The sequence below is a fragment of the Burkholderia sp. 9120 genome (assembly GCF_000745015.1).
Taxonomy (GTDB): domain Bacteria; phylum Pseudomonadota; class Gammaproteobacteria; order Burkholderiales; family Burkholderiaceae; genus Paraburkholderia.
Genome location: NZ_JQNA01000001.1, coordinates 1305263 through 1325075, shown reverse-complemented (window position 1 = coordinate 1325075; position 19813 = coordinate 1305263). Strand labels below are relative to the sequence as shown.

Below are 19813 nucleotides of genomic sequence, written 5' to 3'. Positions count from 1 at the left end.
CGGATCGTCATGCGGCGTCCGGATCGGTCTGGCGGCAGCTTAACCGATCGGCGGTGCGGTCGCCGTGGTGGGCCGGGGCCTACGCGTGCGGTTCAGCATGGACGCGCATTATTCGCGGATGCGATAGTGCGTGCGGCTGCGCGGTGTGTCGCGGCGCCAAGTGGTGCCATGCGGTGCCAAGCGGTGTTGCACGATGTTCAGATTAACCGTCGCGTACAATTGAGGCGGTCAAGTCGTCGCATTCCCCGTTTCACCCGTTCCGCCGCCGGTCACGGCGCGGCGCATCATCTGGATTCCCATGTCTCACGTCACCAGACGCCGGCCCGATGGCCGGCTGATTCTGTTGCTCGGTGCGCTCGCCGCATGCGGGCCGATCTCCATCGATATGTATCTGCCGAGCCTGCCGACTATCGCGCAGGCATTCGCGATCACCAACGGCGCCGCGCAGACCACGCTGACCAGCTTCATGTTCGGCTTTTCGATCGGCATGCTGCTCTACGGTCCGCTGTCGGATACCTATGGACGCCGGCCGGTGCTGCTCGGCGGCATCATCATGTATGCGCTGGCGAGCGTGGCCTGCGCGTTGTCGTTCTCGATCGGCTCGCTGGTGACGTTCCGCTTCGTGCAGGCACTGGGCGCGGGCGCGGCGTCGGTGCTCGCACGGGCAATCGCGCGCGACGCGCACGGTCCAACCGATGCCGCCCGCGTGCTGTCGATGCTCGCCATCGTCACGTCGATCGGGCCGCTGCTCGCCCCGCTGATCGGCGGCCAGTTGCTGCTGCTCGGCGGCTGGCGCGTGGTGTTCGTGGTGCTGACGCTGTTCGGCACGCTGTGCGCGGTCACCGCGTTTCTCAAGGTGCCGGAAACGTGGCCGCGCGAGAAGCGGGCCGAGTCGGCGCTGCTGAAGTCGTTCGGCGCGTACGGCAAGCTGCTGCGCGATCCGGTGGCGTGGGGGCACATGCTGTGCGGCGGCATGGCGTTCGCGTCGATGTTCGCGTACATCACGGCGACGCCGTTCGTTTATATCGAGTACTTCCATGTGTCGGCCCAGCATTACGGCTTTCTGTTCGCGCTGAATATCGTCGGCATCATGTTCGGCAACTTCATGAATACGCGGCTCGTTGGGCAACTCGGGTCGCTGCCGATCATCTCGTTCGCGGCCACCGTCAGTTGTATCGCGTCGTTGTTCGTGTGTTTCGTGTCGCTGACCGGGCTCGGCGGATTGTGGTCGATCGTGTTCGGTCTGTTCTTCGTGGTCGGCGTGGTGGGACTGTTGTCAGCCAATTGCACGACCGATCTGATGCATCGCTATCCGGTCAATGCCGGCGCCGCGGCGGCCGTGTTCGGCGCGGTGCAGCTGGCGCTCGGCGCGGTGTCGAGTCTGGCGGTCGGATGGTGGCAGGACGGCTCGCCGAAGGGCATGGGTGTCGTCATCGGCGTCGCGGGCGTGTTGTGTTATGTGGGCCGGATTCTCGTTGTCAGATGGCATGGAACGAAGGCGCCGGTCGCGGCTGTGTGAACGCCGCGTTACGCAACGGTGACAAAGGTGCCTGAAGCGGCGCGCGCTTGTGCACGTCGCGCAATGCGATGTGTCTACGGAAAACACCAGGTGTTGCACGCGCGCGACCCTGTGTTTCGATTTGCATTGCTATGATGGGACCACTGTTCCTCGGAGCGGCAATCATGGCGATCAGAGATTTGATGAATGGCGAACGGCAACATGCCGCTTTCGCTGAAGCGCAGAAGCTGGCTGACAGCGGCGCCTATCACGATTACACGGACATCGAATACGTCCTGCGCTTTGATTTCGGTTTGTCTGATGTATCGGCGCTGCTCGACAGCCAGTTGATGCATCGCGACCTGAATCGCCGGTGTGCGGACGCGCGCGAAAGGCTGGAAGCGCTTAGTGTGTGAGATGGACCACGAGTCCATTGAACTGCGCATTGCCTGCGCCGGCGGCGATATTCACACCGACGTTGCCGCTCGCACCGGCTAATGCATGAGCGCCGAGTTCTGCGCTATCGCTGCCGCTCAACTGTGCGACGGCATGCACATTCTGCTGCGTGGAAATCTCCGCGCGAGGCGTGTCGATCACCGCGATTTCATTGGCTTGCGCGTTCAGCGCACCGGCGGCGAGATTGACGCCGAGGTTGCCGCTGACGCCGCGCAACGCATCCGTACCGAGTGCCGCCGAAGCGGGCCCGAGTTTCGCGCTGCCGCCGATATCCTGCAGATTTGACAATGTCGCCGAGCCGAACACGGCGGCGCTGTCATCGTCGGACAAAGCCGTCGATACCCCTGCGAACGCGTACGATGCGCCCGAACCCGCGGCCACGTAAATCAACGTAACGACTAATGAACGGACTTTCATGAGCGCCTCCTGGCGTGTGCGTACCGCATCGATAGATTGGATATCGACCGGGGAAACGGGAAGTTGAGGGGCGCGGTCGACCTGAGTTTTCTATCGGTAGAGCGATACGCCTGTTTGAATCGGGCCGAACGAAGTGAGCGTCGCTGGAGAGATGGAGGCTGACGAAACAATATGCCCGATATAAGACTACGACCTTGTGCCGGCGCTCTGGTGCTTCAATGGACTCGCACTTCTGCAATGGAAAGTGCTCGGCGAAGCCGATTCGACTTTTCACGTAGACAAGGATAGCGAAATGAGAGTCCAGTCAGCCAACAGTCAAGCGAACGCATCAGGTCAGGCACAGGCACAGGCACAGGCACAGGCGACGCAAGGCGCAGGGCCGGCGGAAACGTCGGGTGCGGCGCCAGCCGTGTTCGATACGTCGGCACACGGGTCGTCGAATGGGGAAAGACGCGCGAGTGGAGTCAGTCCGGACGAGTCGCGGCCGTTCACGAGCAACGCGGGGTTCGGTGTGCCCGCGCATTACGCGATCGAACCGGTGGGTCGACTACGGGCCGATGCGATCCATCGAGGCGTGTACAAAGACGACAGCGGGGCGGCATACATCAGGCAAGGCACTCAGACTTACCCGGTGAGGTACGACAAAGACAACGGTACCTGGCGAGTCCACCGGCCGGATAGGCCGACGAAGTACGCGTATCCCGTCAAACCGGACGATAGCGGTAGCTGGCATGCGCACGGTGAGGTCGGGGTGCCGGGAGGCTGGCGTGGTGGGGCGCCTGGGGGGATGAGTTTTGGGCACCATGCCATCGGACAGTTGCAGCAGCAGGTGCAACAGTTGCAGCTTCAGAGGCAGGACTTACTGCAGCAGCGCCAACACTTGCAAGGTCAGCTGCATCCATTTCCGGGGCCCCAGCACGCGAACCGGTCGCCACTGGAACTGGCGTTTCTGCAGAGCGCGTTGAGCGCGCAGCTTGCTAACGTCAACAATCAATTGCATGGGGTCGAGCAGCAACTGCAACAGGCGAATCAGGCGTTACAACACCTTCAAAACGAGTTGCCGCAGTAGCGACAACAGCGTCGTCGAGAGTCAGCCGGTCGCTAGCAATCCAGACGGGACCATCGGACCAGGATGGCTGTCGGCGCATTCGGCGTTTCGGGTTTTGCTGAGGGAAAGACAGTACTGTCGATGCCGGGAAGTGCAACCTGCGAGGCTTCCCGGCCAAGGAATCAGAGCGATTCCGAAGAGATAAAACACTTGTTCTGGCGGAGGCGGTGAGATTCGAACTCACGGAAAGATTGCTCCTTCGCCGGTTTTCAAGACCGGTGCCTTAAACCACTCGGCCACACCTCCAAGCCCTAAATTGTAACCTGAAAAATCGGCCGTGCGGCACTCGCTCGAACCGCTATCACAGCGGATCTTTCAGAAACAGCTCCTGCAAGTCGTTCAGGAACGCCTGACCGAGCGGTGTCGGCGCAATCTTTTCATGGTCGCGCGTGATCAGCTTGCGACGTTCCGCTTCCTGCAAAGCCGGCTCGATCGACGTCATCGACAACCCGGTGCGCTCGATAAACCGATGCACCGGAAACCCTTCCACCAGCCTCAGCGCGTTCAGCATGAATTCGAACGGCAGATCGCGCGGCCCGACTTCGTTCTCTTCCTGCACCGCCGTGCCGGCCATGGCCTGCTCGATAAAGGTGGACGGATGCTTGTAGCGCACCTGGCGCAGCACGCGATTCGGAAACGACAGCTTGGTATGCGCGCCCGCGCCGATGCCGAGATAGTCGCCGAAGCGCCAGTAGTTCAGATTGTGCTTGCTCTGCTTATGCGGCTGCGCGTACGCCGACACTTCATAGCGACCGTAACCGGCAGCCGTGGTGCGCTCGTGAATCCAGTCCTGCATATCCGCGGAGGCGTCGTCGTCGGGCAGCGCCGGCGGGAACTTCGCGAACAGCGTGTTGGGTTCGAGTGTGAGGTGATACAAGGACAGATGCGGCGGCGCGAATGCCAACGCCGTATTGATATCGGCCTGGCATTCGGCGAGCGTTTGCCCCGGCAGCGCGAACATCAGGTCGAGATTGAAGTTGTCGAACGTGGTGGCCGCCACCTCGACCGCGTGGCGCGCCTGCGTCGCGTCGTGAATCCGGCCGAGCGCTTTCAGATGCGCCTCGTTGAAACTTTGAATTCCCACCGACAGCCGGTTCACGCCGCTCGCGCGAAACTGCGCGAACTTGTCGGCTTCGAAGGTGCCGGGGTTCGCTTCGAGCGTGATTTCCGCATCGGCGTCGAGCGGCAGTAGCGCACGCACGTCCGACAGCATCCGGTCGAGTCCCGCCGCCGACAGCAAGCTCGGCGTGCCGCCGCCGATGAACACCGTATGCACCTGGCGTCCCCACACCAGCGGCAGCGCCATCTCCAGATCGGCGCGCAACGCGTCGAGATATTCGTTTTCCGGGAACGTGTCGCCTTTCCACTCATGCGAGTTGAAATCGCAATACGGACACTTGCGCACGCACCACGGAAAATGCACGTACAACGCCAACGGCGGCAGCGACGTCAGCCGGATACTGCCCGGCGACGTGAATGCCTTGATGACGCCATTGCCGATGTCGGCCGGCACCGGTTTGATCGGAATCACGCTTCCTCCGTCAGGCGCGCGAGCAGTTGCCGCAACGCCATCGCGCGATGACTGCCGGCGTTCTTCACCGCCGGTTCGAGCTGCGCGGCGCTCGCGTTCAGCGACGGCAGGAAGAAGTGCGGGTCGTAGCCGAAACCATGCTCGCCGCGCGGCGTGTCGAGAATTTCGCCATGCCAGCGGCCTTCGGCGATCAGCGGTTCGGGGTCGTCGGCGTGACGCACCAGCGCCAGCACGCAGAAGTAATACGCGCGACGATCGGTCTCGCCTTGCAACGCGGCGACGAGCCGCGCGTTGTTCGCGGCGTCGCTTTTCTCGCCGCCGGCCAACTGCGCGTAGCGCGCCGAATAAACGCCCGGCGCGCCGCGCAACGCACGCACGCACAGGCCGGAGTCGTCGGCGAGGGCGGGCAGGCCGGTCAGCTTCGCCGCATGACGCGCCTTGGTCAGCGCGTTTTCGACGAAAGTCGGATACGGCTCTTCCGCCTCCGGCACGTTCAACTCGCCTTGCGGAATCAGTTCGATGCCGGCCGCGCCGAGCAGCGCCGCGAACTCGCGCAGCTTGCCGGCGTTATTCGACGCCAGCACCACCTTTTTCAACGGCGAATCCGAGCCGGACTCGCCGCCGCTTTGACGAACCTCATTCACTCTTTTGCTCCAGCGCTTCTTTCTGCTTCGCGATCAGCGTGGTGATGCCGTCGCTCGCCAGGTCCATCAGCGCGTTCATTTCGGCGCGCGAGAACGGCACGCCTTCGGCCGTGCCCTGAACTTCGACGAAACCGCCCGCGCCGGTCATCACGACGTTCATGTCGGTATCGCACTGCGAGTCTTCGTCGTAATCGAGGTCGAGCACCGGCAAGCCGTCGTACACGCCGACCGAAATCGCCGCGACGTAGTCGTTGATCGGCGAGCTTTCGATGCGGCCCGTGGCCAGCAACTTGGCCACCGCGTCATGCGCGGCCACGAAAGCGCCGGTAATGCTCGCCGTGCGCGTGCCGCCGTCGGCCTGGATCACGTCGCAATCGATATGCAGCGTGCGCGCGCCGAGCTTCTCGAGATCGAACACCGAGCGCAGCGCGCGGCCGATCAGCCGCTGGATTTCCTGGGTGCGGCCGGTCTGTTTGCCGCGCGCGGCTTCGCGGTCGTTGCGCGTGTTGGTGGCGCGCGGCAGCATGCCGTATTCGGCGGTCAGCCAGCCCTGGCCGCGGTCGCGCAGGAATGACGGCACGGATTCGGCGATGCTCGCGGTGCAGATGACCTTGGTGTCGCCGAACTCGACCAGCACCGAGCCCTCCGCATGCTTCGTGTAGTGGCGCGTAATGCGCACGTCGCGCAGCTGGTTGGCCTGGCGGCCGCTGGGGCGTTGGGTGGTGTGGGTCATGTTGGGATCGGTCTGGAAGAAAAGCGGGAGGGAAAGCGCGATTTTACCGCCGATCGCGTGGCGGCGGTCGCGTGCGGGGCGCTCGCATGCATCGCCGTGCGCCGGTCGGCGGCGAGCGTGGCAGGACGGCCCTTCCGGCAAAAATGGGATAATGCCGATTCTCCGCCCCGCGCCTCGTCAGCGCCGGGCGATTCGACTCTCCGGCCATCGTCTAGCGCATGGCCACAATCGCGAGAAATACGATGATCTACAGCATGACTGGCTATGCGAGCGCCACGCGCGAACTCGTCGCGGCCTCGGGCACCGGCGGTGTGAGCGTATCGGTCGAACTGCGCACGGTGAACTCGCGCTTTCTCGATCTGAACTTCCGCATGCCGGAAGACGTGCGCGTCTGCGAACCGACGCTGCGCGAAATGCTGATGAACAAACTGTCGCGCGGCAAGGTGGATATCCGTATCAATCTGCAGCGTAGCGAACAGACGGCCAGCGCGGGCTCGGTCAACCATGAAGCGCTGACGCAACTCGCGGTGCTCGAACGCACGGTGCTGTCCACGTTCCCCGAAGCCGGGCGCCTGCGCACCGGTGAAATCATGCGCTGGCCGGGCGTGCTGGCCGAGACCGGCGTGGCGCAGGACGTGTTGCGCGACGCGGTGCTCGCCTGCGGCAAACAGGCCATTACCGACCTGATCGACGTGCGCGGCCGCGAAGGCGCGCAACTGGCCACCATGCTGCTCGCCAACGTCACGGAGATGGAAGCGATCGTCACGAAGATCACGCCGCTCGTGCCGGAACTGATCGCCAAGCATCAACAGAAGATCGTCGAGCGTCTGCAGGAAGCGCTCGGCATCGCCGCGCCGGACACGGCCGCGACGATCGTGTCGCGCGAAGAGATCAACGAGCGGATTCGCCAGGAAGTGACGATGTACGGCATCCGCATCGACATCGCCGAAGAATTGTCGCGCCTCACCGCGCACCTGAACGAAACGCGCCACGTGATCCAGAAGGGCGGCAAGGTCGGCAAGCGCCTCGATTTCATGATGCAGGAACTGAATCGCGAAGCGAACACGCTCGGCTCGAAGGCCGCCGCGAAAGAACTGGCGGATTCGTCGATGACCCTGAAGCTGCTCATCGAACAGATGCGCGAGCAAGTACAGAATCTGGAATAAGGCGGGAGCAACACGAACATGACCGACCACACACGCGAAACCGGCGCTCCGCGCAATCCCTACGCCGGCGCTTATCCGGGCAACCTGTTCATGGTGGTGGCACCGTCGGGCGCGGGCAAGTCGACGCTCGTGAACGCGCTGCTCGCCGGCGACGACGCGATCCGTCTGTCGATCTCCTACACGACGCGCCCGCCGCGTCCGAAGGAGCAGGACGGCGAGCATTATCACTTCACCACTGTCGACGATTTCATGACGCGTCACGACACCGGCGAGTTTCTCGAAAGCGCGGAAGTGCACGGCAATTACTACGGCACGTCGCGCGTCTGGATCGAGGATCAGATGAAAAGCGGCCATGACGTGCTGCTCGAAATCGATTGGCAGGGCGCGCAGCAGGTGAAGAAACAGTTTCACAACGCGGTCGAAATTTTCATCCTGCCGCCGTCGCTCGAAGCGCTCGAAGAGCGTCTGAAGAAACGCGGCCAGGACGAGCCGAATGTGATCACGCGGCGTTTGCTCGCAGCGGGTAGCGAGATGGCGCACGCGGCCGAAGCGGAGTACGTGGTGATCAACGAGAATTTCGATCGCGCGCTCGGCGAACTGCAGTGCCTCGTGGCCGCAACGCGTTCGCGCTTTGCGTCGCAATACGCGCGCCACACGCAGCTTTTCGTGCAGCTCGGCATTCACCTGCCACACGCGTGAACGCGGCGGCGTGTCGAGCACATAAGGTAGAATAAGCAACATACTGAGAAGGAACCCAACATGGCCCGCATTACCGTCGAAGACTGTCTCAAACAGATCCCGAACCGTTTCGAACTCGCGCTTGCCGCGACCTATCGCGCGCGTCAGCTCGCACAAGGTCACACGCCGAAGATCGAAAGCCGCGACAAGCCCACGGTCGTCGCACTGCGCGAAATCGCAGCCGGCCAGGTCGGCGTCGAAATGCTGAAGAAGGTGCCGGTTTAAGGCGCGCTGTTTTCCGGTTTCGATTGCCCGCTTGCTTCACGTGCTTTTTGCTTCACCGCTACACTCGCTTTACGCATTTGCTACACGTAATTGCATCAACGTGCAGACCGGCGTCCAACCCCAACCGCTGCGGAGGCGACCATGAGTACCACCCCGCCCACCGCCACGGAAGTGGAACACGACGCCGACTCGCCCTCGTCCGCACGCAAATACATCGACGCGGTCCTCGAACAGTCGTTTCGCCATCTGTTCGGGCCGACCGCCACGCCGGAGCAACCGCGCCGGCATGACGTCGTCTCGATTGCCAAACTGACGTCCGCCTTGTCCGGCTATCTGCAGCCGGAAGAGATCAAGGACATCAAGGCGGCCTTCCATTTCAGCGACGAAGCCCACCTCGGCCAGTACCGCCAGAGTGGCGAGCCTTACATCACGCATCCTGTCGCCGTTGCGGAAATCTGCGCCGGCTGGAATCTCGACGCCCAGTCGATCATGGCGGCGCTGCTGCATGACGTGATGGAAGACCAGGGCGTGACCAAGGCCGAACTCGCCGAGCGATTCGGCGCCAAGGTCGCGGAACTGGTCGACGGGTTGTCGAAACTGGACAAGATGGAGTTTCGCAATCGCGAAGAAGCGCAGGCGGAAAACTTCCGCAAGATGCTGCTCGCGATGGCGCGCGACGTCCGCGTGATTCTGGTGAAGCTCGCCGACCGGCTGCACAACATGCGCACCCTGGGTGCGGTGCCGCACGAGAAACGTCGCCGGGTTGCGCGAGAAACGCTGGATATTTACGCGCCGATCGCTCATCGGCTCGGTCTGAACAATACTTATCGCGAGCTGCAGGACCTGAGCTTCGCGAACTTCAACCCGCACCGGTACGCCACGCTCGAAAAAGCCGTCAAGGCGGCGCGCGGCAACCGGCGCGAAGTGGTGGGCAAGATTCTGGAGTCGGTGCAACGCGCGATTGCCGATGCGAAGATCGACGCCGAAGTCACCGGCCGCGAGAAAACCATCTTCAGTATCTACAAGAAGATGCGCGACAAGCAGTTGTCGTTCTCGCAGGTGCTCGACGTGTACGGCTTCCGCGTGGTGGTCGAGAGTGCGTTGGAGTGCTACACCTGCATCGGCGCGCTGCATGCGCTGTACAAGCCCGTGCCGGGCAAGTTCAAAGACTACATCGCGATCCCGAAGGTGAACGGCTATCAGTCGTTGCACACCACGCTGGTCGGCCCGTTCGGCGCGCCGATCGAGTTTCAGGTGCGCACGCGCAAGATGCACGAGATCGCCGAAGCCGGCGTGGCCGCGCACTGGCTGTACAAGAACGGCAGCGCCGACCTGAACGACGTGCAGAAGCGCGCGCACCAGTGGCTCAAGTCGCTGCTCGATATTCAGAGCGAAGCCGGCGACTCGAGCGAATTCCTCGAACACGTGAAGATCGATCTGTTCCCGGATGCGGTCTACGTGTTTACGCCGAAGTCGAAGATCATGGCGCTGCCGCGCGGCGCCACCGCGCTCGACTTTGCGTATTCGATCCACAGCGACCTGGGCAACCAGTGCGTCGCGGTGAAGATCAACAATGAACTGCTGCCGCTTCGCACTGAGTTGAAGAGCGGCGACATCGTCGAAGTGATTACGGCGCCGTATTCGAAGCCGAATCCGGCGTGGCTTGGGTTCGTGCGCAGCGGCAAGGCGCGCTCGGCGATCCGTCATTATCTGAAGACTATGCGTTTGAACGAGTCCGTGCAGCTCGGCGAGCGGCTGGTCGATCAGTCGTTGAAGGGCTACGGACTGGCGTTGTCGGACGTTACACCGGAAGCGTGGGAAAAGCTCGTGCAGTGGACGGGCAACAAGAACCGTCAGGAAATTTTCGCGGACATCGGCCTCGGCCGGCGTGTCGCGGCCGTCATGGCCAAGCGCATCGAGGTGCTGATGAGCGGCCGCGACGCCGACGACGACGGCTCGCGCTCCAACTCCGATCTGCCGCATGCGCCGCCGGTGGTTATCACGGGCACCGAGGGCATGTCGGTGCAACTGTCCGCCTGCTGCCGTCCGATTCCCGGCGACGACATCATGGGCTATATCGGCATCGGCCTCGGCATGGCCATCCACACGACGGATTGCCGCGTCGCGCAGCGTATCCATAAGCGCGATCCGGGTCGCTGGATCGACGTGGCATGGGCGCCGCAGCCGGGGCGTCTGTTCGATGTCGCCGTCAAGGTGCTGGTCCAGAACACCAAGGGCGTGTTTGCCCGCGTGGCAGCCGACATTACATCGGCGGACGCGAACATCGTGCACATCGCGATGGACGAAGACCTGTCGCAGGAGTCCACGGTGCTGCGCTTCGTGATTCAGGTGAGCGATCGCGTCCATCTTGCCAATGTGATGCGTCGCGTGCGTACCAATCCGGACGTCATGCGCATTTCGCGCGAGCGACCGAGCGAGGAAGGTCATCACCGTCACGACGGCGGGATGCGGATTGATCGCGAGCGGGCGGATTACTGATTTTGTTCCGCGCACCGCGCGCCATGTGCGATGTGCTTGAGATGGGGCCGAAGGCGTGCGCGAGCGCGCCTTTTGTTTTTTGCACTTAGCTTGTCTCAAGCGCCTTCCGCGTCAATCTGAACGCCCGGGCCGCCTGCGAGTCTCACGTGTTCTTCAGGGAGAACGCTCATGAACGTAGCTGACCTCACCGGCCTTGCGCTCGACTATTGGGTCGCGCGCAGCCTGCACGACTTCGTGCGCGAAATCCACTTTACCGACGGCGGCGAAACCGTTTCGATTCGCGGCAATGATCGCGGACGTCCGTGGGACGGCCGGTTCATGCCGTCCACGTCATGGGAGGCCGCGGCTGCGGTACTGGAGCGCGCGCAACGGCTCGAAGTTCGCGAGCGGACCGATCAGGGCCCGGCGCACTGCGTCGCGGATTTTGAAGGTAGTCACCGGACGGTGGAAGGGCGAGGGGACTCGCTGCGGGAGGCGTTGCTGCGGGCGTTCGTCGAAAGCCGGTATGGCGCGACCGTGGACGATGTGCTGCACGAGGCACAGGTGCTCAGCGGAGAGCGAGCACGGCCGATCGGCGAGGAAACCGCGCAAGGTTCGTATGGTGGCGATATGCCGAACCCGGATGGGCAGATTGGGGATATTCAGTCGGCGCCGCGGTAACTGAAGGGCTGGCGCGCCGTTGCGAGCCCAGCGAACTCATCAGCGCATGGGCTGCCTGCTTGAAGCAACTGAGCAAAGCAAAATCCGTCGAACAAAAACAAAGGGCCTTCCGATCGGAAGGCCCTCTATAGGTGGTGCGGCTGGCAGGATTCGAACCCACGACCCCTTGGTTCGTAGCCAAGTACTCTATCCATCTGAGCTACAGCCGCACGCTAAACGGGTAATGCATTACTGCATGAAACTGGGTAAAACGTAAGGGCCTCCCGGGAGGAAGGCCCTCGAATAAGTGGTGCGGCTGGCAGGATTCGAACCCACGACCCCTTGGTTCGTAGCCAAGTACTCTATCCATCTGAGCTACAGCCGCACGCAGAAACGAGATTATAGCAAAGGTTTTCAAAAAGGGAAGGGTGTAACTGCGATTTGTCTCATGGTCATGATCGTGTACCCTTGATAGGCAGTCGTTTGCTGCAGTCAACGGATGATCATGAACAAGGCCTTTGTTAAAGAGTCGAGTGAAGAGAATGACGACGACCTCGACGTCGCCCAGCCGGATGTCCCTGCGGGGACCAAAAATTACCTCACGCCTGCCGGCTACCGGCGCATGCGTGACGAACTGCTGAATCTGATCGACGTCGTGCGGCCCGAAGTGGTCAAGCTGGTGTCGTGGGCGGCGTCGAACGGCGATCGCTCGGAAAATGGCGATTACATCTACGGCAAGCGTCGGTTGCGTGAGATCGACCGGCGCATCCGCTTTCTGACCAAGCGCCTCGACCTCGCGGAAGTGGTCGACAGCAGCAAGCAGGAGAACATCGATCAGGTGTTCTTCGGCGCGACCGTCGAGTACGCGACCGAAGACGGCGAGGATCACGTCGTGACCATTGTCGGCGTCGACGAGGTCGATCTGGATATCGGCTACGTGAGCTGGATCTCGCCGGTTGCGCGCGCGCTGATCAAGGCAAAAATCGGCGATACGGTGACCTTGTACACGCCTGCCGGCCCGCAGCCGATCGACATACTCAACGTCACGTATCCACCGCCGGACACGGGTGGCTAGGGCGCTGAGCCGCCACGTTGTCGCAACAGGATCCTGGGCGATGCGATCGTGACATCGTGACGTTGACCCGGCGCGCCTGCGGCTCGACGACATAAAAAAAGGCGCCGCGAACGGCGCCTTCGATACGACGAGACCTGCCTGCCGCTTTAGAAGCGGTGACGCAGACCGGCAGTGACAGCCACTTGCTTGTTGTTGCCCGAAGCTGCCAGACCGTTGATGTCGGCGTCGACGATCGCGCCGTCGTTGACTTGCTGGTATTCGCCTTGCAGGTACACGTCGGTACGCTTGGACAGCGCGTACGCGGTTTGCAGGTTGAACTGGTTCCAGTGCGGACGCGTACCGGCCAGGCTTGCCTTGGTGTACGTGTAGGAACCGGCGATGCTCACTGCCGGCGTCAGAGCATAACGGGCGTTCGCTTCAAAGTTCTGGAAGTGAGCGCTGTCGCCGCCGAAGCCGCCGATACCAGCCGATTGACCCGACGCACCCGCGCCGATGCCAGCCAGACCCGACAGGTTGGTTTGCGAGTACACGAGGCCGACCGTTGCCGGGCCGAACGCGTAGTTCGCACCCGCGCCCCACGTTTGCTGGCGGCCAGCAAAGAACGTGTTGTCGCTCGACACCGCGCCGCCCGAGTTGAACGCAGCCGCTGCGCCGGTCGCGCCGTTGCTGTTCAGTTGCAGGTAAGCGGCAGCGACGTTCAGGCCGCCCCAGTTGTACGACGCGCCGGCGCTATACGCGCGGTTGTTCGCGAAGCCGTCAGCCTGGTTCGAGAAACCGTACAACGCGCCGAACTTGAAGCCGCCGTAGTTCACGCTCTGATACTTGACCGAGTTGTTCACACGAAACGAGTTGTTCAGGTTGTCGTTGTCGAACGGGTGCGCGAACTGCGTGCCGCCGTATTGCGTACCGGTCAGTGCCAGCGGGCCGACGTAGTCGACCATGCTGTCGTATTGACGGCCGAGCGTGACAGCGCCGAACTGGTCGCTCGCGAGACCGACGAACGCTTGACGGCCGAATTCGCGACCGCCTTGCTTCAGCGTGCCGTCATTGATGCCGAAGCCATTTTCCAACGTGAAGATGGCCTTGAGACCGCCACCCAGATCTTCAGCGCCGCGCAGGCCCCAACGGCTGCCGTTCACCGAACCGCTGGTTTCCTGCCAGTTGCTATGGCCGTGCTGGTTGTTCGTATAAGTAATGCCGGCGTCGATCAAGCCGTACAGCGTGACGCTGCTTTGAGCTTGCGCAGCCGTTGCAAAAACGCCCGTGAGGGCAGCGACCATGAGTGTCTTCTTCATCATTTTGTAACTCCGAGAGCGAGAGTGGGCATTGAACCCAGGCTTTAGGGAGACCTTCACGCGGCCGCTGCGAGAGGCGTGATCCGTGTGAGATGCGCGCGATAAAAAACGCGCTGGTTTCCGGTTACGCAAAGTGTAGAGAGACGGCTTGCGACATGGACATTCCGAATTGCGCAATAAAGTATTACGCAATTGGAAACGATGTGTGAATGCCGCGCGAGCCTTATAGATAAAGGCTGTCGGCGCTATTCGCGGAATGGGGAAAGCGGTTCGAAGCGATTGTCGTTGCTCATTTGCGACAGTAACCGATGCAAAAAAACAACGAGATAATTCGTAAAAAAGGATTGTTGTTGAGAATGAAATAGATGATTGTTGATTGTGTAAATAATCGGCGTCTTCTCAACCGCTATACTGAAATCTCTGCTTTTCGAAGCAGACTTTTTCGTTGACGAAAAAGATCTCCAAACCTTTGTCGGCGCGACTTCCCAGTCGCGCTTTTTTTTCGCCTGTCGGCGTGCGGATGCGTGCGCCGGTTAGTGTGCGGGCGCTGCGCCGTCAGTCAGATCCCATTCGGCGCTGACCGGCACGCTCCAGTCTTCCATGACATAGCGGCGCGCGTCCATGGGCGACGACAACAGGTTCTGCCAGTGATCGCCGTGCCAGGCGGGAGACACAGTATCGAACTGAAAGGCGGAAGAGCCTGCCATTTCCGCGTGAGCTTCGGACTGACCGTCCGTTGCCTTGACGTGCGACTGCGTGAGCCACGTGACCAACCGGCGGATTTCATTGAACAACATGGCACTCTCCTGATCTGCATCACAACATTTACTATTTTCAATGATGCTGATGCGAGTGCGGCGCAACAACTCGGAAAAACACTTACTAAAAATATCATTTGTTACATAAGTGGGCGTCGTGCAGAAATTTTTCCCGCTATTTCGCATGTCGCGCCGTTAAGTCAGTAATAATGACGTGAAAATTATTCAGTATTTACTGAGATATGCGATAAACATTGCCGATTGAATTTGCGTTACGCATAGCGTGTTGCAAGCTAAACGAATATTAAAAATTTGCTTGACGACGATTCTTCGTCCCCCGTATAACGGCAAAGCTGAATTCACTAACCGATCTGATTTCAGATGGGTTGTCAGAAATAATCCATGGCGGATAATTTGACAGTGATATTCAGCGTGAGGGCATTGCCCGATTTTTATAAATCCTCGAGGGAAACTGGAACATGGAAACTGGTATCGTCAAATGGTTCAACGATGCTAAGGGCTTTGGCTTCATCACATCGGATTCGGGTGGCGAAGATCTGTTCGCGCACTTCTCGGAGATTCGCGCGGACGGCTTCAAGTCGCTGAAGGAAAACCAGCGCGTCTCGTTCGAAGTCAAGGCCGGCCCGAAGGGCAAGCAGGCTGCGAATATCCAGCCGCTGTAAGAAGCCGCGCACGGCCGTATCGCGCAGTGGATCGCCAAGGAGCCCTCGCACGAAAGCGAGGGCTTTTTTAATGCCTGTTTCGTTATCTCGACGTTATCGCAGCGCTGGATCGAATTAACTATCCGGTTCGAATGGCCGTTTGTGATCGAAAAAATCAAATGCACAACGTTTTTCAGATCGTTGCAACGTTTATCCGAAAAATATAATCGTGATGGATTTTATCGGTCGCGCGAAGGGCCGGGAAATGTGGCGCGCCGCGCTGCCGTTCAACCCAGATCGTTCGATGCAATCCGGGTACAGACCAGCCAACTGGTGCATACTTGCCGCAAAGTCACGCGTCCAAAGTATCCCTTTCCATGTCTGAACAGTTTTTGTCGGAGCCGGCCCTGGATGGCCCGATCGTTTTCGTCGACCTCGAAACCACCGGTGGCTCGACCAGCGAGCATCGCATTACCGAAGTCGGCGTGGTTGAAATCGGACCCGCCGGCGTGTCGCGCTGGAGCAGTCTCGTCGACCCTCAGCAGCCGATCCCGTCCTTCATCCAGCAGCTCACCGGTATCACCAATGCGATGGTGCGCGGCGCGCCGACCTTCGACGTGATCGCGCCGGCATTGTTCGAGCGTCTGAACGGCAAACTGTTCGTCGCTCATAACGCGAGTTTCGATCGCGGCTTTTTGCGCGGTGAGTTTCGCCGCGCCGGGCTGGCGTTCGATCCGGACGTGCTGTGCACGGTGCGTCTGTCGCGCGCGTTGTTTCCGGCGGAAAAGCGTCACGGGCTGGATGCATTGGTCGAACGTCACGCGCTGGTGCCGTCAGATCGTCACCGCGCCCTCGCCGACGCCGATCTGATCTGGCAGTTCTGGCAGCGCCTGCATGGCCTCGTGCCGCTAGACGTATTGCGGACCCAGATCGAGCGCACCACGCGGCGCTACCGGCTCGCCGGCGACATCACCGAGGACCTGCTGGACAGCGCGCCGGCCGGATGCGGCGTCTACGCGTTTTATGGGGAAGAGGATTTGCCGCTGTACGTCGGACGAAGCGTGCGAGTGCGTCAGCGTTTGCGCTCGCATTTGACCGGCGAAAAGCGGTCGTCGAAAGATGTTCGACTTGCGCAGCAAGTACGGCGCGTCGAATGGCGCGCGACCGGTGGCGAACTGGGCGCGATGCTGGCGGAAGCGCAGTGGATTGCGACCTTGCGTCCCGGTCACAACCGGGTGCCGCGAGTCACGAAAAGCGATCCGGCGGACGCCCCCTGGCCGTTTCAAGGCCCGATTGTTTTCGAGGAGCGCGAGGAAGGATCGCAGGCGCGCGCGTTTCATGTGGTTGATCGCTGGCGCTATGTGGGCCATGCGCCATCGCTCGCGCAGGCGGCGGATTTGCACGCGTCGAGCGTCGCGGGGCCGTTCGAACTGTCGACCTACCGCATCCTGCAAAGTCACCTCGCGCGCGGTTTGCGCGTGATGCCGTTGAGCGAGACGAGCGGCGCATCCGCGCCGAGTCTCGCTTAAACCATTCAGCCGGTTGAGCCTGGCGGCGTTTTATCACGCCGCGTAGCCTCAACCCGTCGCGCCTACACCGCCCGTCTCGCACACATGACCCAGCGCGCGAGTCAGCGCGCCCGAGCGGGCCGAGTCGTAGCGTGTCAGCGACTTCCAATTAGCCAGCGCTTGCGCGACGCGCGACGGACAATCCGGCGCCGAGCGCAGCGGCTGCACGCGCGCAAGCCCGGCCACCAGCGATTGCGTCAGCCGATCCAACTGCGGCCGCGTCGTGGTGGCGAGATCCGGTGCCGGGCCTTGCGGTGGTTGCGTGGCGCGCCAGTCGGCAAACAGCGCGTTCTGCACGTCCTTGCTCGCGTCGATCTGATCCTGGAAGAACGCATGTGCGAACGCGGGGTCGACATTGGCGGCCGCCGCGCGTTTCTCGACATCGGCGAGCAGTGCGTTTTCGCGCGGCGTGTCGGTGATGGCCTGATGATTCGCCCACTTCCAGCGCGCGACCGGCTCCGCCAGCGCAAGGCGCTGCGAAGCCAGCGCGATCAGATTGGTGAGCGCTGTGTCGTCGCCATCCGCCACAGCGGGAGCGGACGTGAAAGCAAGCGCGGCGAACAACGTCAGCGCACAGAACGCGCCAATGCGAAACGAACGATTCATGGAGAAGGCGATGGCCGGACGGCCGTGGAAGAAAAACCAGAAGAATAGACGATGCCCGGCGCTGCGGGCGTATTCATCGGCGAAAAGCGGCGCGTGAGACAGAACCCGTAGCGCGTATTAAACCTTGAGGGCGAGCGTAACCGGACGCTGGGCGTCGCGCCCCAATGCTCTCAACTTAAGCCCCACTGCATCAAGCGAGTTTGTACGCGAGATGGAAGTGGGGCTTGGCTTTTCTGGGTGGTCTTGGATAAGAGCGTGACGGCTGTATCCGGCATCGGGTCAGGCGGATCACGTCCAGCACAGCGGCGAGGCGGTCCAGGCAGTGTCGGACACGCAGCAGGCACCCGCCGAGGATCGGCTTGAGTGCGCCCAGTGCGTACACCCGGTTAGGCCGGCTGGCTTGCCCGTCATCGTGCGGCGCATCAAGCTCGCTGAGCAATGTGCAAAGATTGTCAGCGAGGATTTTTGCGCCGAAGTCCTGCTGCAATGCCAGGTAATCGAGGCCCGTGACGGCTTCCAGTCGCAGCCGGTGTTTCAGGCGTTTGAACGCTTCTTCGACGCGCCAGCGCTGATGATAGAGCGCGCCGAACGATGCAGCCGGGTAACGCTCGCTGTCCAGCAGCGAGGTCATCAGCACACGCACGCGACCGCTTGGGGTGACGTCCCGGATCAGGCGTACGGTAGTCGGCCTGCGCATCAGTTCATAGTCGCGGGCATCCTGCTCGCCAGGCGCCTCCAGTGTCACCACATGCTCGGCTTTACCGCTGCGGGCAAAGGCGCTGACACATTTCCAGTTACGCGCATCGACACGCATGCAGAACGGGATTTCGCGTTGTACAAGTGCCGCCACCATCGTGTTGCCGATGTAGCCGCGATCGAGCAGCAGCAGATCGGTACGCGGCTGCAGCACGTCCAGTGCTTCGAACAGCATCTGCCGCTCGGCGCCGTCAGCGGGATGAAGCGTGGCGTGCAGGGTCAGTTCTGCTCCCGGCAGGAACAGTGCAAATGCGTAGTGATCAGCGCGCAGTTCATGGCCGCGACGCGTGCCTACGCGCAGGCGGCTGCCGTCAGCGGCGACCAGCCTCAGGCCGTGCCAGCGCATCGAATCGATATGGGGTCGAGCCAGCGAAATCAGGCGGGCGCGGGCCAGTTCGAACAGGTCGGCCGACAGTCCGCGTCGGGCCTTGCTGAACGCCTGCGCACTGACGGCGCGGCTGCGTGCGCCGTGCTCACCCAATGCGCCGAATAGCGCGTCGAGTTCGGTCTGCACGCTGGCACACATGCCCGACATCATCAGCGCGGCCATGCGCGGCAAGGTCAGTGTGCGATTGCGGGTAAAGGCGGTGGGAGAACGACGCACGCGATCGGCGAGCGCCGGATCGAGCAGGAAATCGGAGAACTCAGCCAGAAGCCGCGAGGACGCTGGTATTTGAGTTCATATCGTTGATTTATCAGTGAGTTATGCGATGAAGTTTACAGGGGCAATGCCTCGTTTACAAGCACTTTGGGGCTTAAGTTGAGAGCATTGCGTCGCGCCCGGGCGTCGAATTCAGACGGTTTTAACCCGCGTCACCCGCAGAGCGTAAAACTCATCGCGAGGGGCGTGCGAATCCGCGCCGCGCGCCGAATGCGCGGACGCCGATGCTGCATCGCGCCACCGACTGATTACTTCGAGTCGCACGACTTTCGTTGTTCGTCGAAAAAGGCGCGAACGTGCTCCGGCAGTTCTGCACCCAGAAACTCGACGCCAGCGGGTTCCGGATCCGGGCTGAAAACTTTGTCCGGGGTCGGAATCTTCGGTGGTTTGGCATCCATGATCTTTCTCCTTTACAAACCGATTATCTGCCTCGGTCCCCGTTTTGCACCAGCAGCTGATGCAGCTCACCTGTTCTTTGTTGCTTTATCGGCACAGCTCAACATTTGAACAGAGTGTTTGAATAAAATTTATCGGTTGCCTTGCGGATGTCCGGTTTTACCCGCGCCCGTTCAAACCAGTCCGATACTCCCCTCCATTTCCCTGTCAGCCCTGTCGCACGGGCATTTCGCCGCAGTGCTTCTCATGCTTCGCGCGTCACACGTTCAACGCAGTTGATATGAACAAACCGCGGTGATTTTTGTGCGCTGCCGCATCGGCAGGCTTTTCTCGTTAAGAGGCCGAACGTTCGTTAATTACCGGTTCGTTGGTCTGCTCATTC

General features: G+C 61.4%; 20 protein-coding genes and 3 tRNA genes. 11 read left to right on the top strand and 12 right to left on the bottom strand.

Annotation, left to right across the window (positions count from 1 at the left end):
* Nucleotides 1–298 precede the first annotated feature (298 nt).
* Nucleotides 299–1519, top strand: coding sequence for a Bcr/CflA family multidrug efflux MFS transporter (locus FA94_RS05880; RefSeq protein WP_035547777.1), 1221 nt, complete (start codon nt 299–301; stop codon nt 1517–1519).
* A gap of 164 nt (nt 1520–1683) precedes the next feature.
* On the top strand, nt 1684–1914 hold the full coding sequence (locus tag FA94_RS05875; protein WP_035547774.1) for a hypothetical protein: 231 nt from the start codon (nt 1684–1686) through the stop codon (nt 1912–1914).
* Here FA94_RS05875 and FA94_RS05870 read toward each other — a convergent pair.
* Nucleotides 1904–2371, bottom strand: a complete 468-nt coding sequence (locus FA94_RS05870) for a FapB/FapC family functional amyloid domain-containing protein (RefSeq protein WP_051980385.1) — start codon at nt 2369–2371, stop codon at nt 1904–1906. The genes FA94_RS05875 and FA94_RS05870 overlap by 11 nt on opposite strands.
* A gap of 196 nt (nt 2372–2567) precedes the next feature.
* On the opposite strand from FA94_RS05870, the gene FA94_RS05865 reads away from it, so the two are divergent.
* Nucleotides 2568–3440 (top strand): hypothetical protein, encoded by an 873-nt coding sequence (locus FA94_RS05865; RefSeq protein ID WP_156126537.1) that lies wholly within the window; start codon nt 2568–2570, stop codon nt 3438–3440.
* Between the two features lie 195 nt (nt 3441–3635).
* Here the strand turns inward: FA94_RS05865 and FA94_RS05860 are convergent.
* From FA94_RS05860 to rph, 4 genes are all read right to left on the bottom strand, one after another.
* A tRNA-Ser gene (locus FA94_RS05860) sits at nt 3636–3725 on the bottom strand.
* 55 nt (nt 3726–3780) lie between these two features.
* On the bottom strand, nt 3781–5010 hold the full coding sequence (gene hemW, locus FA94_RS05855; RefSeq protein WP_035547770.1) for a radical SAM family heme chaperone HemW: 1230 nt from the start codon (nt 5008–5010) through the stop codon (nt 3781–3783).
* Entirely contained in the window at nt 5007–5654 is a 648-nt protein-coding gene (gene rdgB, locus FA94_RS05850) for an RdgB/HAM1 family non-canonical purine NTP pyrophosphatase (protein WP_035547768.1), read from the bottom strand. The genes hemW and rdgB overlap by 4 nt, the downstream gene beginning before the upstream one ends.
* Nucleotides 5647–6387: a ribonuclease PH gene (gene rph / locus FA94_RS05845; RefSeq protein WP_035547766.1), complete on the bottom strand. Its 741-nt coding sequence runs from the start codon at nt 6385–6387 to the stop codon at nt 5647–5649. The genes rdgB and rph overlap by 8 nt, the downstream gene beginning before the upstream one ends.
* A 242-nt stretch (nt 6388–6629) precedes the next feature.
* Here rph and FA94_RS05840 point away from each other — a divergent pair, with 242 nt between their 5' ends.
* The 5 genes from FA94_RS05840 (at nt 6630) to FA94_RS05820 (ending at nt 11675) form a co-directional block, all read left to right on the top strand.
* Nucleotides 6630–7553 carry a YicC/YloC family endoribonuclease gene (locus FA94_RS05840; RefSeq protein ID WP_035547763.1) on the top strand — a complete coding sequence of 308 codons (924 nt, stop codon included), beginning with the start codon at nt 6630–6632 and terminating at the stop codon, nt 7551–7553.
* Nucleotides 7554–7571: 18 nt separating this feature from the next.
* Nucleotides 7572–8252 (top strand): guanylate kinase, encoded by a 681-nt coding sequence (gene gmk, locus FA94_RS05835; protein WP_035547760.1) that lies wholly within the window; start codon nt 7572–7574, stop codon nt 8250–8252.
* Nucleotides 8253–8312: 60 nt separating this feature from the next.
* A complete protein-coding gene (gene rpoZ, locus FA94_RS05830; protein ID WP_006025620.1) occupies nt 8313–8516 on the top strand; it encodes a DNA-directed RNA polymerase subunit omega in 204 nt (67 codons plus the stop codon).
* 141 nt (nt 8517–8657) lie between these two features.
* Nucleotides 8658–11015, top strand: a complete 2358-nt coding sequence (locus tag FA94_RS05825) for a RelA/SpoT family protein (protein ID WP_035547757.1) — start codon at nt 8658–8660, stop codon at nt 11013–11015.
* Between the two features lie 168 nt (nt 11016–11183).
* Entirely contained in the window at nt 11184–11675 is a 492-nt protein-coding gene (locus FA94_RS05820) for a phage protein NinX family protein (protein WP_035547754.1), read from the top strand.
* A 132-nt stretch (nt 11676–11807) separates the two neighbouring features.
* Here the strand turns inward: FA94_RS05820 and FA94_RS05815 are convergent.
* A tRNA-Arg gene (locus tag FA94_RS05815) sits at nt 11808–11884 on the bottom strand.
* A 78-nt stretch (nt 11885–11962) separates the two neighbouring features.
* Nucleotides 11963–12039 (bottom strand) — tRNA-Arg (locus FA94_RS05810).
* 120 nt (nt 12040–12159) lie between these two features.
* On the opposite strand from FA94_RS05810, the gene greB reads away from it, so the two are divergent.
* The gene (gene greB, locus FA94_RS05805) at nt 12160–12729 is read left to right on the top strand and encodes a transcription elongation factor GreB (protein WP_035549386.1); all 570 of its coding nucleotides are present in this window, start codon (nt 12160–12162) and stop codon (nt 12727–12729) included.
* 146 nt (nt 12730–12875) lie between these two features.
* Here the strand turns inward: greB and FA94_RS05800 are convergent, their stop codons facing one another.
* On the bottom strand, nt 12876–14024 hold the full coding sequence (locus FA94_RS05800; protein WP_035549383.1) for a porin: 1149 nt from the start codon (nt 14022–14024) through the stop codon (nt 12876–12878).
* A gap of 533 nt (nt 14025–14557) precedes the next feature.
* Nucleotides 14558–14821 (bottom strand): hypothetical protein, encoded by a 264-nt coding sequence (locus tag FA94_RS05795; protein ID WP_035547752.1) that lies wholly within the window; start codon nt 14819–14821, stop codon nt 14558–14560.
* 440 nt (nt 14822–15261) lie between these two features.
* Between FA94_RS05795 and FA94_RS05790 the strand changes: the two genes are divergently transcribed.
* On the top strand, nt 15262–15465 hold the full coding sequence (locus FA94_RS05790) for a cold-shock protein (protein WP_035547750.1): 204 nt from the start codon (nt 15262–15264) through the stop codon (nt 15463–15465).
* 356 nt (nt 15466–15821) lie between these two features.
* The gene (locus FA94_RS05785; RefSeq protein WP_035547747.1) at nt 15822–16973 is read left to right on the top strand and encodes an exonuclease domain-containing protein; all 1152 of its coding nucleotides are present in this window, start codon (nt 15822–15824) and stop codon (nt 16971–16973) included.
* Between the two features lie 48 nt (nt 16974–17021).
* Here the strand turns inward: FA94_RS05785 and FA94_RS05780 are convergent, their stop codons facing one another.
* From FA94_RS05780 to FA94_RS39075, 3 genes are all read right to left on the bottom strand, one after another.
* Complete coding sequence (locus tag FA94_RS05780) at nt 17022–17618, bottom strand: chorismate mutase (protein ID WP_035547745.1); 597 nt, start codon at nt 17616–17618, stop codon at nt 17022–17024.
* A gap of 190 nt (nt 17619–17808) precedes the next feature.
* A complete protein-coding gene (locus FA94_RS05775) occupies nt 17809–19005 on the bottom strand; it encodes an IS4 family transposase (RefSeq protein WP_156126535.1) in 1197 nt (398 codons plus the stop codon).
* A 278-nt stretch (nt 19006–19283) separates the two neighbouring features.
* On the bottom strand, nt 19284–19433 hold the full coding sequence (locus tag FA94_RS39075) for a hypothetical protein (protein WP_028200145.1): 150 nt from the start codon (nt 19431–19433) through the stop codon (nt 19284–19286).
* Nucleotides 19434–19813: the final 380 nt, after the last annotated feature.